Raw genomic sequence first — 17,241 nt, 5'->3', positions numbered from 1 at the left:
CTAGTGACACGGTGAATCTACAAGCCCTTCAATGGGCGCCGCTGTGGAGATGAGAGCATGGCCGTAGCTGAAAAGCTTAATCCACGCGAATTGTTCACCAAGAAGCTCGTGCGGATCTGCCAGAGGCTAGACGAGGCTTCCTCACGAGTCACTCACAAAAACTTCCTCTACAAAGCTGTGACGTCCCAGCTCGAGATTACCTCACTAGGGGTGGTCGGCTCGTATGCCCGCGGCGCAATGACTTGCGGAGATTTGGACCTTGTCCTTGAGTACAAGCTCATTGAAGGGAATCACCCTGCGCCCTCAACGTTAACGAAGACGTTCTTCGGCTTCCACCAGTATGTTCGCTACTACTTTGGACTCCGGATAGCAGCACATCAGGTGTGGTATTCCATGACGCAATCCTTATCTGGACCAAGCCCGGTTGCGGATGGGAATCGGCGATTGAATCAATTCAACTAGACCTCAACGCCGGCCGAGCAACACGAGAGACAGATTCGATTCCATTACGAGCTGAGCAACTGTACATGGAGCCCGAACGCCTGCATGAGTGGGAATTCGTTGAGATTACCGCGGCAGACCCGTTCGATGAAGAGCCAACCATCAAGCAATACGCCCTCATCCCGCACATCAGAGCAGGAAGAGCCCTAATGGTGCATGGATAATTCGGCGCGGTCCCAACCATCCTGACGCTCAAGCTCTCGCAAACAGGCATGCTTACTATCTCGGGAACCCAGGATCCCCAGAGACGTTGGTGCATCGCGATCAGAATAAATTTTGGTCGACGGAAATACTTGAGCTGTTCAGTACTCACGAAGAAGCAAAAGAATTTGCAGCCATGCTGGATGAGGGAAATGACGCGCCAGATACGGAGATTGGTCGAGCCGAAGGACTAGACTTGATGTCACTTTGCTTTGGTGGATGCCGTCGAGATCAGTGACCATCAGCTCGCAATCACGCCGGCGCTATCTACTTTGAGCAAGATAAAGCGACGATGAGCGAGATCGTCACCGCCTCCCCTGATAATCAATCCGGCCCTTGAGACAGTAAGTTCTCCAAATACCGTCGGTGTGAACAATGATGCTGCTGCCATCGATCAAGCATGGGCGCCGGTATTGAAGTTGAACGCGCCAACATTTTGGAAAGCGTAACTGACACTGGATGCATCTCTTGTAACTGCAGTCCCCTAGCGACTTCACTCAACCGCTCGTGCAGCCCTCCTTCATCAAGAGATGGCAATGCCGACATCGGCATTTCATCCAAGCAGTGTTGTACGACTACCTGCCACACCCGAGCCTTATTGCCAAAATGAGCGTGGCCGAACGTGCGAGAGCCAATGGCTGGCCGCCACAAGCGCAACCTGGCATCACACTTCAGACTCAGGCGCCCAGCGTCGGAACAGCACGCTCGCGTTAACGCCGCCAAAACCGAAACCATTTGAGAGCGCGTTCGTGATCGGTATCTCTCGGGACTTGAGGCCTACCAGGTCAAGCCCATCAGCCGCCTCATCGGGATGATTCAGGTTCAGAGTGGGAGGCACGATTTGGTCGCGAAGCGCCAATACGGTGAAGATCGCTTCAATGCCTCCGGCCGCACCCAGAAGATGCCCAGTGGCAGATTTCGTCGAGCTGATCGCCACCCCAGAGCCACTCCCGAACACCGAGTGAATGGCGGCCAGTTCACCGTTGTCACCGACTTGCGTGGAAGTTGCGTGTGCATTTATATGCTGCACATCGGCAGGACTGACACCCGCCTGGCGCAGTGCCTGCTCCATGGCGCGCCGTGCGCCGCTACCGTCTTCCGGGCCTGCCGTCAGATGGTAAGCGTCGGCGCTGGTGCCATAGCCGACCAATTCCGCCAGGGGCTTGGCGCCACGCGCAAGGGCGTGCTCCAGTGACTCGATCACCAGCAAGCCTGCACCTTCGGACATAACGAAGCCGTCGCGATCACGATCAAAAGGACGTGAAGCCTGCTGCGGCTGCTCGGCAAAACCGGTAGAGAGCGCACGTGCGGCCGCGAAACAGCCCAACGTCACTCGGTCTATGGCTGCCTCGGTACCGCCACATATGGCGATGTCCGCTTCACCACTTCGGATGATCCTGGCTGCATCGCCGATGGCCTGTACGCCGGCCGCACAGGCGGTTACCGGGGCGCCGAGCGGCCCTTTGAAACCGTGCCGAATGGAAACGTGCCCCGCCGCCATATTGGCGAGAAAAGACGGCGCAGTGAAGGGCGATAATCTGCGAGGACCACGCGTGTCGGTGGTACGCACAGCGTCGGCAATCGCGCCAAACCCACCCACGCCTGATGAAATAATCGTGGCGGTCCTTTCCTGGGCTGCGCTCTCAGTCGGGTGCCAGCCGGCCTGTTCAAGTGCCTCGTGTGCCGCCACAAGCGCAAACTCAATGAAACGGTCCATTTTCTTGCGATCCTTGGCCGAGATGATGCGCTCCGGGTCATACCCCGCGAGGGCGTCCTCTTCGAGCGACGGCACCTGGCCGCCTACTGCAACACCGGTACCCTCCGTAATATCGCTGGGTAAATTGCGGATGCCAGAACGCCCAGCCAACAACCTCTTCCAGACCTCCTCAACTCCGCACCCCAGAGGCCCGACAATGCCGACGCCCGTGACTACGATTCGTCTTTGACCTTCGAGATTATTCATTGAACCCTCTTCATTTATCAGTCGACGCTCACTCAAATCAGAACGCCATGGCTTACGCCTAAATCTCTGTTGTAGGAGATCAACGAGAGGACGGTGGGCGCCCTCTCCTTGAACCTCGCTCGTTTACGCCAGTTTCGCTGTTTGAGATTTGCCCGTATTGTCAGGCCGGATCTTGAACCAGATGGAGTACATCGCAGGCAGGAATACCAGTGTCATGATGGTTCCGACAAGCGTGCCTCCGATCAGCGTGTAGGCCAGCGTCCCCCAGAAGACGGAGTGGGTCAGGGGAATGAACGCCAGGATTGCCGCCATCGCTGTCAGCAGTACCGGGCGGGCCCGTTGTACTGTGGCTTCGACCACCGCGTGAAAAGGATCCAGCCCTTCTTGCGCGTTGTGATGGATTTGTCCAATCAGAATCAGCGTATTGCGCATCAGGATGCCTGATAGGGCGATCAGACCGACTAGAGCGTTGATGCCAAAGGGTTGTTGGAAGATCAACAATATCGGCACCACACCAATTAACCCCAGCGGTGAGGTGAGGAACACCATGATCATGGCCGAGATTGAACGGACCTGCAGAATGATGACCAGCAGTGTCATGGCAATCATGATCGGGAATAGCGGCAAAATCGCTTTACCGGCCTTGCCCGACTCCTCGATTGCACCCGCCTGTTCGATCCGATACCCGTCTGGCAGCTTGTCGATGATCGGCTGCAGATCCTTCACGATCGCGCTCGAAACATCCGGCGGCTGCAGATCCTCGGCAATGTCGCCTCGTACGGTAATGGTCGGTGTGCGGTCACGACGACGAAGGATCGGATCCTCCATACGCACATCCACCGCCCCTACCTGGGACAGTGGAATCCGCTGCCCCGCCGTACCTACCAGCGTAACGCCTTCTATCTTGGCGGGATCGAGGCGGATATCGCCAGCCGCGCGCCCGACCACCTGCACCGAACGAATGTCCTCACGCACCGCAGTGATCGGTACGCCCGCCAGCAGGAACTGCAGTTGCTGCGCAACGGCGCTTGAGGTCAGCCCCACTGCCTGCAAACGGTCCTGGTCCAGCGTGAAATGCAACGTCGGCGTCAGCGGGCCCCAGTCGGTGTTGACGGTTCTCATCATCGGACTTGCCTGCAACACGTCCTGCACCTGGCCGGCGATTTCGCGAAGTTTTACCGGGCCAGGCCCCATCACCCGATAGGCAACCGGGAATGGCGAGTACGGACCAAACACTAGCTGGGTCACCCTGACCCGCGCTTCCGGTGCAAGACCCTCGGCAACTGCCTCGCGGATACGGAACTTGAGGGCCTCACGGGCCGCCTGGCTGTCCGTCAGCACCACAATCTTCGCGAATGACGGATCAGGCAGTTCCGGCGCCATCGCCAGATAGAAACGCGGCGCACCTTGCCCAATATAGGCCGTGACGATTTTTGCCTCATCCTGCTTTTGCAGCCAGGCCTCTATCTTGGCGGTGATGACGCTGGTCTGCTCGATGGAGGTGCCATACGGCATTTGCACTTCAATCAGTACCTCAGGACGGTCCGAGGTTGGGAAGAACTGCTTCTTGACCAGGCTCATGCCAAGGATCGACACGACAAACAAAGCGATAACGGTCCCTGCCACCAGCCATTTGCGCGCGATGACCTGCGTCAAGACCGCGCGGAAGCGGTTGTAGTGACGGGTGTTGTAGATGGCGGCGTGGCCACCTTCGACCGTCTTGATGTCTGGCAACATCTTCACGCCCAAATAGGGGGTGAAAGCGACGGCAACCACCCAGGAGGCGATGAGCGCGATGCCTACGATCCAGAACATGTTGCTGGTGTATTCGCCGGCCGTCGATTGTGCGAAACCGTTGGGCATAAAGCCGATAGCCGTTACCAGCGTACCGGACAGCATCGGTGCGGCCGTATGGCTCCAGGCGTACGCGGACGCCTTGATGCGGTCGTAGCCCTCCTCCATTTTCACTACCATCATTTCGATAGCAATGATCGCGTCGTCCACCAGGAGTCCGAGCGCCAGAATCAACGAGCCAAGGGTAATCCGGTCAAAGTTCTTGCCGGTGGCCGCCATCACCACAAACACCACGGCCAACGTCAACGGTACAGCTGCCGCCACCACAACGCCGACACGCCAGCCCATGCTGAGAAAGCACACAAGCATGACCACGAGCAGCGCGACGAAGAACTTGACCATGAACTCGCCGACAGCCGAATCGATATTTACCGATTGGTCGGTGACTTTGGAAAGCGCCATGCCGAACGGCATGCCTTCATTGATCTTGAGCGTCTCCGCGTCGAGCGCTTTGCCGAGGTCAAGGCCGTTCCAGCCCTCACGCATCACGATCCCCAGCAACAACGCATCTTCACCGTTGTTACGTACCAGAAAGGTTTTTGGATCTTCATACCCGCGCTCAATCGTCGCCACGTCAGAGAGTTTGAGCGTGCGCTGCTGCACCGTAATGGGCGTGTCCCGAATCTTCTGCAGCTTATCGAAGGCGCCATCCAGACGGAGGAAGACTTGCGGGCCCTCGGTTTCGATCGAACCGGCGGGCGTGAGTACGTTTTGATTATTCAGCGCGGCAAAGATGTCCTGAGGCGAAACGCCCAACGTGGCCAGGCGCTCATGAGAAAAGGACACGAAGATACGTTCAGGCTGCTCGCCAATAATGTTGACCTTCTTCACGCCCGGCACGTGCAACAGACGCTGACGCAACGACTCAGCATCACGCACCAACAGTCGCTGTGGCTCCCCTTTGGCTTTCAGGGCAAACAGGGCGAACGTCACGTCCGAAAACTCGTCGTTGACCATCGGCCCGATGACGCCCGCCGGCAGTTTGATAGCCTCGTCATCGAGTTTTTTTCGCGCCTGATAGAACTCCTCCTGCACTTGCGAGGGCGGCGTGCTATCGAGCAGCGACACCATCGTGAACGCGAGGCCAGGACGGGTGTAGGTTTCCGAGCGGTCGTACCATTTCAGTTCTTGCAGGCGTTTTTCAAGTGGCTCTGCGACCTGGTCCTGCATCTCCTGCGCCGTAGCGCCCGGCCACGCGGTGATGACCGTCAACTGCTTGACCGTAAAGGGAGGATCCTCCGCGCGCCCCAACTGGAAGAACGACAAGATGCCCGCAACAGCAATCAGGAAGAGCAAAAACACCGTGATTGAGCGCTCGCGTACGGCGATCGCCGAAAGGTTGAAACGACCCTCGCTCATGGATGACTCCCGGCAACCTTGACGTCACCCTGGGGAGCCAGTCTCACCTCCTCACCCTCGCGCAGCAGATGTGCCCCCAGGGCAACAATAGGCTCGCCTTCCTTGAGGTCACCGGCGATGCGTGCCGAGTCGTCGCTTAAGCCCAGGACCTGCACAGGTCGCCAAGTGACTTTCGCGGGTGTACCGGCAATGATCCACACCCCCGTCCCCTTGCCTGGGTCATAAACAGCCGCGATGGGTACTTGCAACACTTGCCCTTGCACTGCGCCTTCAGCAATCCGAAGCGTGACGGTCGAACCAATCGGCGCATTCGCCAGCGCGCCCTCCAGCACATAGCGCGCCTCGAAGGTGCGCGTCATACGATCGGCCGAGTCTGACAGCAGCCGCAGCTTCGCGGTAACTGCGCCTGTGGCATTGCCATAAAGCGTCGCCTGGGCGGTGGACCCTGCTGTCGGACGCAACGTCTCGGGCAAGTGCACGATGGCTTCGCGCTGCCCTGCCCGCGCCAGTCGAACCACAGGTTGCCCCGGGCTGACGACTTGCCCTGGTTCAACGAGCGTCTCCACCACCACACCGTCGGAATCCGCAATCAACACCGCATAACCGGAAGCGTTACGGGCAACATCAGCCTGCGCTTCAGCAGCGCTCAGCTGTGCCTTGGCGGTGTCTGCCGCGGCTTTGATCTGGTCGTAGGCCGAGGCAGAAATAGCGCCTGCGGCGACCAGGTCACGGTACCGGGCCTCGTCATCTGCTGTCTGCTTGGCACGGGCCCTTGCGGCAATGACCGACTCTTGCTGCGCGCGCGCCTGTAACCCCAGGTCAATGGGGTCGAGGCGCATGAGCGGCTGGCCACGCTTAACGGTCTGGCCGGTATCAACCAGGCGCTCAAGCACCTTGCCTGAAACCCGAAACCCCAAGTCACCCTGGATACGGGCAGCCACGACCCCCGTAAAAGAGCGCGAAATATCGGAGGAGCCTTGAACTGCTGCGGACCTCACCAGAGGGGCTTGCGTGCGCGGATCTGCTGCGGTGGATGAATCACCACACGCCGTCAGGACAAGAGGCAACAAGCAAGCAGCAATAGGGACAGGTCGAAGCCGGCGCATAGATTCCCTTATTTCAATAATAGGACGGAAATCATATTTTTAGGCTTGTGACGCTTTTTGTCAATGGTCACCAAGTTAAGGCGTCAAGCTTCGCAATATCAGTGCAGAAAGATGCGCTGCCCCCTTCTTCGCCACCTCCAGGCTGGATTGCATTAGCACTGGATTGGTGTAGGGGCGAATCACCAAATAGATGCCGCCAACAACTTCGTCAAGAGGCGTTTTGCGCTCGAACTCTCCGGAATCCCGCCCGAGCAGAATGATTAGGGTGATGACCTCCCGAAGGCGCTCCTCATGCCTGGTCACCGAAGGCCACTGCTCCCGCGCAGCTATAGTAGCAACAGCGTAAAGCTGACGATCATGGAAGAACAGGTCGCTACCAGCCGCCTCAAGCCCGAAAAATAAGGCTGTCAGCTTCTCGGACGCCGTCGCGACCTCAAGCACCCTAGCGTCCACGACCTCCATGAAAACAGCGAGGCGCTTCGCACAGATCACTTCCCCTATTGCCTGTTTGGAATCGAAAAACTTGTAGATATAGGCCTTGGAGAAGCCGATGGATTTGGCGAGGCTGGACACGGTGGTCTTTTCATAACCGTCGCGCCCGAAATGCCCAGTTGCAGCTTCAACGACCCGATCTCGAACATCGTGTTCCGAAGGCCCACGCAAGTGCGATGCGCGCAAGTTGTCAGTCATTTTCAACATAGCTCAATAACGTGAATTGACAGAAAGTGACCATACAGTACTATAGTCACTCGACATACGGCTCAAGGAATCTTAATGCTCCCCCTTCGCCCCCTCGCTCTTTTGGTGAGCGCCAGCTTGATAGCCGGTTGCGCGGTCGGTCCGGACTATCAGCGTCCGAACGCTCCGCTTCCCGATCGCTACATGGGTCAGTCTGCTGTTGAACAAAGGCAAGGGATGAGGCACGCCGATCTCGTCGACTGGTGGAAAGGTTTTGGTGATCCACTGCTCGCCAACTTTGTCGCTAAAGCCCTTGAGCAAAACCTGGACCTGGCGCAAGCGTCGGCCCGCATAACACAAGCGCGAGCAGGACTCGGCGCTGCGAATGCCGCTTTAATACCCTCCGGCAACATCAGCGGCCAGGCTGCGCGTTCCTATCAGTCAATTGAGACACCACTCGGTCAAGTGCTGAACTCGACACCTGACTTTGACCGGTACGGAAATGCCTACGAGCTCAACCTTGAGGCTGGCTGGGAGATAGATATCTTCGGCGGCCTGCGACGCGGACGGGAGGCCGCATTGGCCGAGTATCAAGCCTCAGAAGCAGGCGCCGACGCCACACGCCTGGCCATCGCCGCCCAGACCGCCGATACCTACATCACCCTACGTGGATTACAGTCGCGCCTGGACATAGCGAACCGGCAAGTCAAAACACAGCAGGAACTGTTGGATAAAGTCCAACTGCTCTATGGCAAAGGCCTTGCGGCCCGCTATGAAGTTCGCCAAACGGAGGGAGCCCTGTCGCAAGTCCAGGCGACAGTGCCTGCCCTGCAAACCGGGCTGGATGCCGCCATGAACGCGCTGGATGTCATCCTCGGCACGCCACCCGGCACTCATCGAGCGCAATTGGCAAGCAAGGCCAACATTCCTCTCGCGCCACAGTTGAAGGGCACCGGAACACCCGCCGATTTGCTGCGCCGCCGGCCAGATCTCATTGTGGCTGAGCGCCGCCTTGCGGCCTCCAACGCACGCATCGGCGAAGCAGTTGCTGAGTACTATCCGAAGTTTTCCCTTAGTGCATTGCTCGGCAGTGCAACTTCCGTATCCAGCGGCAACCTTTTCAGCGGCGGCTCCAGTCAGGCCGACGGCGTATTGGGGCTGCGCTGGAGACTTTTCGATTTCGGTCGCATAAACGCCCAGATTGATCAAGCCAAGGGACAGGAAGCCGAAGCCCTGGCCGCTTACCGCCAGTCAGTACTGCGCGCCACCGAAGATGTCGAAAACGCCTTCTCTGCCCTGGTGAATCGTGAAGTTCAAGCAACCACCCTCACCACAGGCGAGGATGCTCTGGCACAGGCTCGCCAATCGTCTTTCATTGCGTATGAAAAGGGCACGGCCAGCCTGATCGATGTCCTGCACGCCGACGAAACCCTGCTACGGGCTTCCGATGCCCGGGCGCAAGCTCGAACAGAATCTGCTCGGGCTGCGGTCGCGGCGTTCAGAGCGCTCGGCGGTGGCTGGCAACCTCCTGACCCCCAACCTGTGGCGACGAGATGAGCTAGCCAAGTCTGCGTGACGCGATACATGCCCCATCTCCTTGTGCCGAACCACACAATAGAAATAAGCCGGAGTACATACGATGAAGTTGAGCGAGAATTCCTGGGTACTCATCACGGGAGCATCAAGCGGTTTCGGCAAAGAGTTTGCGCAGCAATATGCAGCCCAAGGAAGATCGCTGATCCTGGTGCACGCAGGCTGAGTGGGCTTGAAACGCTTGCAGATGAATTGCGCGAGCGCTACACCATTAATGTGTTGGTACAACAGGCGGATCTTTCATCAATTAATGCGATTATCGATCTACATCGGTATTTGCATGATCGCAATATTGTCGTTGATATACTGATCAACAACGCGGGCTACGGTCTGCAGGGCGCATTCTTGGATGAACCCATGGAAAGCTCCCTCGCCATAATCGACATGGATGTTGCCAGCCTGACCGCGATGACCCGCCTCTTTGCTGAAGACATGCGAGCCCGGCGCAAAGGACATATCTTGATGGTTGCTAGCCTGCTGTCCTATCAGGGCGTCAAGAATTTTGCCGTTTACTCCGCCGCCAAGGCGTATGTGCTGCGATTCTCCGAGGCACTGCATCGCGAACTCAAACGTGACGGCGTCATAGTGACTGCGCTTTGTCCTGGAATGTCCGACACCGGCTTTGCGGCAAGCGCCAGGCAAAAGATAACGCCCACCTTGAAACGGGTGATGATGCAACCCCAGCCCGTCGTACATGCAGGAATTCGCGCGCTGCAAGCAGGACGTATGAGTGTGGTGCCAGGCTTCGGCAACAAAGCCATTAGCGTACTGACTTGGGCTACGCCTCGTCGGTTTCATCAAGGGCATATGGAACACGTGATGGGCGTCTGAGCCCGTGAAAGAACAGCTTTCCCAACGGTAAGTGTTGGGAAGTGCTTTAAACAACCGGGAGTAATGCTGTACTCCCGGCCGGCGTTTAGAACAACCGCCAATCAGAACCGATAACTGACAGAGGCTCCAAGACCGCTCGCACTGTTTTTATACTTGGAACTATAAGCGCCCCTGCTCGCTGTCACGTGGTTGACCTGAACGCTCTCTTCCCACAGATAAGAATAAGCAACGTCGATCGTGACATTGTCTACGGGTGTCCAGCCTGCTCCGACGCTGATCACCTTCCGGTCGCCTGTAGGAATGCGTGGCCCGCGATTAGTGTTATTGGCGGGCGACTGATCGACCGAGAAGCCAGAACGAAGCACCCACTGATCATTTAGCTTATACGCCGCGCCAATAGCGTGCGCCCACGTATCATGCCAGTTCTGCTCTTCGGTGACGGAACCCAGTTGTACACTCAATAAAGGCGGCAAACCCTTAGTCTCGCTGGTCAATTCTTTGAAGCGACTCCATCGAGTCCAGGTACTCCCCATGTATAGGGTCCAGTCATCATTAAGTTGATGAGTCACCGACATGTCCACTGATTCTGGGGTATCCACATCCAACGAAGCGTCATAGCTGCGACCACTGACCCCTAACACGCTAAAAATACTGTCGGTGACCTTGGTCTTGGCGTCCAAGTGATAACTAACTTTGGAATGGTAGGTCAACCCTAAGCGGGTTCGGTCTGTAGGCTGCATCAAAATGCCGACGTTAAAACCGAGAGCCGTGTCGTCGCCCGTGCTTTTGAGCTTTCCGTCATTGCGACCCGGGCTGAGCGGGTTGGGCACCATCCCGGACAACTCACCAGTGATACGGTTGATAGTGGGACCAAATCCAATCGACACCTTGTCGTTAAAGGCATAACTGACGGTAGGCTGGAATGTTAAGGTCGTGACCTCGCTTTTGTTGGCGTAATAGCGCCCAGCAAAACCGCTGCCGTAATCGGTCATCAGACCAAACGGCACATAGAAACCCACACCGAATGCCCAATGCTCATCAATAGGCTTGACGTAGTACCCCATAGGTACTGTGGTCGTGGGCACCATGTCGCCGTCTTCCTCACCTCCAAATGTACTGCGCGTGTGGCTTATATTCGACTTCGCGAAAAGAGTCGCAGCCCCCACGCTGACCTGCTCGCTTTTTAAGCGAGCCATGCCCGCCGGATTACCGAAAACCGTGCTCGCATCCTCAGCAGAAGAAGAACGACCGGCAAACCCGGACCCCATCCCACTGATACTTTGTTCGTTGAGCGCGAAACCGCTCGCTAACGCATTAGAAGAGGCAAGCACGACAGCAAGTCCAAGTGGACTCTTGAGCAGGATTTTTTTCATTAATAGAACTCTTCGTTTATCACCGGAAGGAACCAGTAGAAATTGTTTTGTTATTGGCTTTAAATCTTTTGCATCAAGTAAAATTGCCACAGTCTGGCGCGCCCAAAGAACCCGACGACCGTTTTCGTCCCATATTTTCCATATCCTGTAACGAGTAACCCTCCAAAGCCTATTGACTGAAAGAGTTGATAAGAAACCACTCACCAACAAGGGCTGGCTGCGGTAGATCTATCATCCAAGATGCAGAACTGATTGCGTCAGGTTCGGTGAAGCACGTCATGACCGCCGGCGGCAAACTGTCAGAGAGCGCAATCAAGGCGACCGCTGGGTCTACGCCCTGCGCATCTATGTGGCGCACCCACATCAATAGCTCGGGATTTTCCGCCCCAGACACGGGTAACGAACCACCCGCGGGGCGCATCTCAAAGTTATAGGCGCAAGCAGGTGCAACCTTTTTATCGAGCTCAAGCGTGGGGTATTGGGACGGACCATCCACACTGGGACGAGACCATGAATCATGGGTAATTTTGCTCCCGCGCGGCCGGGCGAATAGCAGCGTCGTGCGCAGCGCAAGCTCATCGCCCGACATACAATCGACCGCCACGGAGGTAACAGATCTCCCCTGACGCAGCACACCTACATTGAATGTCTGGGGCTGCGTGACAGGGGCTATGAACGATACCTGCGCGGACTTGATGGGAGGAAAATCCATCGGACGCTCGTGCAAAACTGCCCGTAATGACAGCGCTGCAGACAGGCCACCGAAGACGCTACCGCCCTGAAGCCAGTTGGCAGGAGGTACGAAAGGCGCATGTGGATCAAATTGCCCCAGTAACGGGGCAAAGCTCGTCATGTCTGCGCTCCCCGCCCCAACAGGCCGCAGTTACCACTAAACAGCACACGAGCAAAGCCAAACCTTTGGATGGTCACCACTGAATCAGTAACAACCTGCTCCTGGGAAAGAGGTACGACAAACGGCGGCACTGAATCATGGCGGTCACTCTAAAGCTGATGCGCCATGTTTATTCATGTGACCTTATATGTCAACAGTCACGATCTAGCTAAAGTTTCACCCTTCCACTGCTCACGGCAAGGACTGAAACTGAAACTCGATATGCGCTTTTCGGCTTTCACATGAAGACTGCGTGTAATGCCCCCCCCGGAATCATGGCATGAGGCTACGCAATATCAGGTTAGAGGTGAGCGTGGGCGCCTCCTCGACGAAGTCGAGGTTGTATTGCAGCAGCAAAGGGTTGACGAAAGGCCGCAGCGCAAGATGTATGGAATCGACCGTCTCGTCTAATGGAGTCTTGCGTTCGAACTCGCCACTTTCCCGTCCATCACGCACGATCTGCGAAACGAAGCGTTTAATCTGCGCGTCGTAAACCTGGGAACTCGGCCAGCTTTCTGACGCCGCAAACGCTGCGATGTCATAAAGTTTTCGGTCGTTAAAGAACAGGCTTACACCCGTGGAGATCAAGGTTTTGACCAAGCGTCGAAAGCGCTCCGTCGACGAAATCCCATCGACATTAATGGCATGCTCAACAGCCGCTACGATTTCCGCTAGGCAATTTGCGCAGATGGCCTCACCGATCGCCTGCTTGGAATCAAAGAACTTGTAGATGTAAGCCTTGGAAAACCCGATGGCCTTGGCCAGGTCGGAAACCGTGGTTTTGCTGTAACCGTACTGGCTGAAATGCTCGTTGGCCGCCGCGACAATCTGATCTCGAATGTCATGATCGGCTGGGCCCCGAATGCCGGGCGAAGATACTGATGGCTGGTTCATGCCTGTAGCTTACGCATCCACTTGACGGTTGACAACTTGTGACTCCGTCGTAATATAGTCACAAACGACTGACGAATAGGTCACCCCTGTACGCCCCATCCCCTGCTGCCGCAGTCCTTCGGCTACGGATGGATGCAGAATGCTGAGTCGTACTGCCTACACACCTCTCCGTATCACGCAAGCGCAATAGCTCCAATGGTTCATCCTACTTTACGGCCTTAATCGGCCGTTTTTTTCGGATCAATAGTACAACTGGCGAGCGAGGCGTTGCATTATGAAAATGGAAGATCATCCCACTGTTAAGAAGCTTCGCGAAGCAGGAGGGTTAGAGCTCCCATTTGATGAGCGAAAGTCACTTACAGCGGCGGATTTACGGGAGCTTGCGCGAGTATACCCTGCGGTGCCGATAGCCATTGCATCCTTGGTCGAGAAGACGTCCGGAAGCTTGACCAGCCACTCGCCTTTTACGCGTGCCTTCTGAGAAAATCCGCCGTGATGGGTCTGGCTCAGCCCCCAACCATTGGCGACTACGCGGTCCCCCACGGCGATGCCGGGATAGGCAGAGGTTTCGACGGTGCCGGCAAAATCGATTCCGGCAATCAATGGAAACTGCTTGATGACGTCGGCGTAACCACTCAGCGCCAGCGCATCCTTGTAGTTAACGGTTGAATAGTCGACCTTGACGGTAACGTCGCCAGGCATGAGATCTCGCTCATGCATATCAACTACGCTGGCCGAAATCTTATCGTCTGTCTTTGTTGCGAGCAGTGCTTTGAACGACATCATATTCTCCTCAATGACCCTGCGGGTCGAAATCAACTCAAGGCACCTACGCCTCGTGTATCCGAAAAACTAGAGCGGGTCAGGTAACTTTTTTTCAGGATGTTCGGGATCGAGAAAAGCCAGCGCCTTCGCCACGAAATTGGCGTGATTCTGGAAAATTGCACCATGTCCGGCATCTTCGTAAATGATCAGTTGCGAGTTCGGGATGCGGCGCGCCATATCAGTAGAGTTCACTGTCGGCACCATGATGTCGTTATCACCATTGGCGATCAGTACCGGGATCTGGATACTGCCGAGATCCTGGGGTGCCTGCCGCCCCCACGCCTTGATCGCCTTCAACTGTCGCGAGAAGGCACTTGGCGTGGGTCCCTTGTCCCGATCCGTTTTGCGCTCCTTCAGTCGCTTCAAGAAGGCCTTCGCGGCTTGGCGACCATTGGCCGAGGCCGTGAAGAACAGATAGAACTTCGGATCCCGTAGCGTCAGTAAGCCTTTGATCATCAATGGCCACGACACCGCCCCTACCTTGTCAATGTCTTTGCCGCCCGCAGGCCCGGTACCGGCCAAAATGAGCTTGCGCACCAGGTCGGGTGCTTTCAGCACGATGTCCTGCGCCACGAATCCGCCAAGGGAAAAACCGATTAGATCAACCTTCTCCAAGCCCAGCGCGTGGATTAAAGCTATCGCATCCCGAGCCATCTCATCGATGGTCACGGGCGCGGTTCCTCCCGACCCGCCAATCCCCCGGTAGTCAGTGGCGATGACGCGATGTCTACTGGCAAGACCATCGATGATCCGCGGGTCGAAATTATCCAATACCGCGCCCCAATGGTTGAGAAGTATCAGTGGCACGCCACTGCGAGGCCCCAGGTCACGGTAGGCAAACACAGTCCCTGCGACATTGATCGAGCGGTTCACGGCAGTTACGTAGGACGTACCCGATCCAAGATAATTGTCGGAATGGGTCATTGTTTACTCCACGTGTCTGGTGTGGACCGGGAATCCTGAGGTGGCAGGTCCCGGCCTACTTCATGTCGATTGAAAGTGATGACGCCCCCTCTGCGCGTCTGCGCAATACTTACGAGAGCGTGCGATACCGCTCTGCTACATGCGCTTGTCTAATGTCCGAGATGAGCGCTTGTCGCGCGGCATCCAGGGCGGTCCAGCGACTTGCGTCGTGCAGTGGCGGGATGGTCACAAGCTCACGGCGATCAAAGCCCACCAGCGCGGCATCCACCAACTCACCCACCTCCATCAGTTCCGGCAGCGCGTTGATGTCGATGCCCGCACGCCCCCAAATCTCGGTGCGGGTTCCGGCAGGAAGTACGGCCTGGACATAGACACCCTTGGGCGTGAGTTCCAGACTCAGTCCCTGGGAGAGGAACAACACAAAGGCCTTGGTGGCGCCATAGACCGACATGCCGAATTCCGGTGCCAAGCCAACCACCGAGCCGATATTGACGATCGCGCCTTCACCGGCCTGCGCAAGCCGAGGGGCGATTGCGCTGGCGAGTCGCACCAACGAGGTTGTGTTAAGCGCGACGAGTCGAGCGACATCGTCGGGCGTCTGCTCGATGAAGCTGCCAGACTGGGCTGCCCCGGCGTTGTTAATGAGGATGCCGATTCGCGAATCGTCGCGCAGGCGCGTCTCGACGACGGCCAAGTCGCTGAGCTTGGTGAGATCGGCCTGGAGGATATCGACAGCGACGCTGTTTTCCTCGCGCAGGCGAGCCGCAAGTGTCTCCAGCCTCACTTTGTCGCGGGCAACCAGCACGAGATCGTGGCCGCGACGTGCGAAGCGCTCGGCGTAGGTGGCGCCGATGCCGGAGGAAGCGCCGGTAATGAGGACTGCGGGATGGGTAGCCATGTATTTGCTCTCTTGATCAGGTGAACACATGTCGGGCATGCAACGTACAAATCGACACCGCGCCAGTGTTACAGGGCGCTGGCGTCAGCGAGGGCCGGATAGTCGATGTATCCCGCAGCACCACCGCCGAAAAGCGTGGTCGGATCGAACGCCGCCAACGGCGCTGCGGTCTTCAGACGTTCCACCAGATCCGGGTTAGCAATGAACGGGCGCCCGAACGCGAAGAGGTCTGCCTTGCCTTCGGTGAGTCGGGAAGTAGCGAGATCCAGGTTATAGCCATTGTTGGCGATGTAGGTGTTCCTGAATCGCCGACGCAGGGATTCAAAGTCGAACGGTGCGACCTCGCGCGGCCCGCCGGTAGCGCCCTCGACGACATGGAGATAGACGATGCCCAAGGCGTCGAGCTGATCGACGAGGTAGTCGAACTGCCCCTGTGGATCGCTGCTCGAGACACCATTGGTGGGCGAAACCGGCGAGATACGAATACCGGTGCGCTCGGCGCCGATCTCACCCACCACTGCTGCCGTCACCTCCAGCAGCAGCCGAGCGCGATTTTCGATCGACCCGCCGTAGGCATCGGTGCGTACGTTGGCACCGTCCTTGACGAACTGGTCCAGCAGATAGCCATTGGCGCCATGGATCTCGACGCCATCGAAGCCTGCGGCAATAGCGTTTGCTGCGGCCTGGCGGAAATCGTTGACGATCCCGGGCAGTTCGTCGAGCGCCAGCGCCCGAGGCTCGGAAACGTCGACAAAGCTGTTGTTGACGAACGTCTTGGTTGCGGCCCGAATGGCCGAGGGCGCCACCGGAGCGGCGCCGTTCTCCTGTAGATCAACATGCGAAACTCGCCCGACGTGCCACAACTGCAGAAAAATTTTCCCGCTCTTCGCATGGACGGCATCGGTGACCTCACGCCAACCGTCGATCTGCGCTTGCGAGTAGATGCCGGGCGTATCCTGGTAGCCCTGCCCCTGCTGCGAAATCTGTGTGGCCTCGGAAATCTGCAGACCGGCCGACGCCCGCTGGCTGTAATACGTTGCAGCGAACTCGCTTGGAACGAAGCCCGCGCCGGCGCGGTTGCGCGTCAGCGGCGCCAGGACCACCCGATTGGAGAGCGTCAGGGAGCCGAGGGTGTAGGGCTCAAATAAAGTTTTTCCGGTCATATCTTGTTTCTCCCACGTTGACTGATGGTCATTGTTGCGAGTGCGCATCACCATACGATCGGCGCTTTCAGGCGGGCGTCGTTCATGGACTGAGCCCTTCCAAAAGTTAGCGAGCCATTATGATGATGATCATAATCTTAATCGTCAATAACTTTGATGATGATTGACATCAATGTATATTGGCCG

General features: G+C 57.1%; 13 protein-coding genes and 1 pseudogene. 3 read left to right on the top strand and 11 right to left on the bottom strand.

Annotated features, from left to right (window positions below; all coding sequences use genetic code 11):
- Nucleotides 1-57 precede the first annotated feature (57 nt).
- Nucleotides 58-462: a hypothetical protein gene (locus ACYZT1_RS11405; protein ID WP_462019003.1), complete on the top strand. Its 405-nt coding sequence runs from the start codon at nt 58-60 to the stop codon at nt 460-462.
- 904 nt (nt 463-1,366) lie between these two features.
- Here the strand turns inward: ACYZT1_RS11405 and fabF are convergent.
- The 4 genes from fabF to ACYZT1_RS11385 all read right to left on the bottom strand — a co-directional run bounded on the left by fabF (nt 1,367) and on the right by ACYZT1_RS11385 (nt 7,674).
- Nucleotides 1,367-2,665, bottom strand: coding sequence for a beta-ketoacyl-ACP synthase II (gene fabF / locus ACYZT1_RS11400; protein WP_462019002.1), 1,299 nt, complete (start codon nt 2,663-2,665; stop codon nt 1,367-1,369).
- A gap of 123 nt (nt 2,666-2,788) precedes the next feature.
- Nucleotides 2,789-5,878 carry an efflux RND transporter permease subunit gene (locus ACYZT1_RS11395; RefSeq protein WP_462019001.1) on the bottom strand — a complete coding sequence of 1,030 codons (3,090 nt, stop codon included), beginning with the start codon at nt 5,876-5,878 and terminating at the stop codon, nt 2,789-2,791.
- Entirely contained in the window at nt 5,875-6,984 is a 1,110-nt protein-coding gene (locus ACYZT1_RS11390) for an efflux RND transporter periplasmic adaptor subunit (protein ID WP_462019000.1), read from the bottom strand. The genes ACYZT1_RS11395 and ACYZT1_RS11390 overlap by 4 nt, the downstream gene beginning before the upstream one ends.
- Nucleotides 6,985-7,059: 75 nt before the next feature.
- Entirely contained in the window at nt 7,060-7,674 is a 615-nt protein-coding gene (locus ACYZT1_RS11385; protein ID WP_462018999.1) for a TetR/AcrR family transcriptional regulator, read from the bottom strand.
- 84 nt (nt 7,675-7,758) lie between these two features.
- Between ACYZT1_RS11385 and ACYZT1_RS11380 the strand changes: the two genes are divergently transcribed.
- Nucleotides 7,759-9,219 (top strand): efflux transporter outer membrane subunit, encoded by a 1,461-nt coding sequence (locus tag ACYZT1_RS11380; protein WP_462018998.1) that lies wholly within the window; start codon nt 7,759-7,761, stop codon nt 9,217-9,219.
- An 82-nt stretch (nt 9,220-9,301) separates the two neighbouring features.
- A pseudogene (locus ACYZT1_RS11375) lies at nt 9,302-10,086 on the top strand (SDR family NAD(P)-dependent oxidoreductase).
- Between the two features lie 101 nt (nt 10,087-10,187).
- Here the strand turns inward: ACYZT1_RS11375 and ACYZT1_RS11370 are convergent.
- The 7 genes from ACYZT1_RS11370 to ACYZT1_RS11340 all read right to left on the bottom strand — a co-directional run bounded on the left by ACYZT1_RS11370 (nt 10,188) and on the right by ACYZT1_RS11340 (nt 17,055).
- Nucleotides 10,188-11,459 carry an OmpP1/FadL family transporter gene (locus ACYZT1_RS11370; RefSeq protein ID WP_462018997.1) on the bottom strand — a complete coding sequence of 424 codons (1,272 nt, stop codon included), beginning with the start codon at nt 11,457-11,459 and terminating at the stop codon, nt 10,188-10,190.
- 169 nt (nt 11,460-11,628) lie between these two features.
- Nucleotides 11,629-12,312: a thioesterase family protein gene (locus tag ACYZT1_RS11365; protein WP_462018996.1), complete on the bottom strand. Its 684-nt coding sequence runs from the start codon at nt 12,310-12,312 to the stop codon at nt 11,629-11,631.
- 312 nt (nt 12,313-12,624) lie between these two features.
- Nucleotides 12,625-13,245 carry a TetR/AcrR family transcriptional regulator gene (locus ACYZT1_RS11360; protein WP_462018995.1) on the bottom strand — a complete coding sequence of 207 codons (621 nt, stop codon included), beginning with the start codon at nt 13,243-13,245 and terminating at the stop codon, nt 12,625-12,627.
- A gap of 288 nt (nt 13,246-13,533) precedes the next feature.
- Nucleotides 13,534-14,028 (bottom strand): alcohol dehydrogenase catalytic domain-containing protein, encoded by a 495-nt coding sequence (locus ACYZT1_RS11355; RefSeq protein ID WP_462018994.1) that lies wholly within the window; start codon nt 14,026-14,028, stop codon nt 13,534-13,536.
- Nucleotides 14,029-14,097: 69 nt separating this feature from the next.
- Entirely contained in the window at nt 14,098-14,994 is an 897-nt protein-coding gene (locus ACYZT1_RS11350; RefSeq protein WP_462018993.1) for an alpha/beta fold hydrolase, read from the bottom strand.
- Nucleotides 14,995-15,103: 109 nt separating this feature from the next.
- Entirely contained in the window at nt 15,104-15,892 is a 789-nt protein-coding gene (locus ACYZT1_RS11345; RefSeq protein WP_462018992.1) for an SDR family NAD(P)-dependent oxidoreductase, read from the bottom strand.
- Between the two features lie 68 nt (nt 15,893-15,960).
- Complete coding sequence (locus tag ACYZT1_RS11340; RefSeq protein ID WP_462018991.1) at nt 15,961-17,055, bottom strand: alkene reductase; 1,095 nt, start codon at nt 17,053-17,055, stop codon at nt 15,961-15,963.
- Nucleotides 17,056-17,241 lie beyond the last annotated feature (186 nt).

Source organism: Pseudomonas sp. PB3P13, from assembly GCF_054897735.1.
Note: the sequence above shows the minus strand (reverse complement) of the source record. Positions and strands in the feature narration are given on the sequence as shown.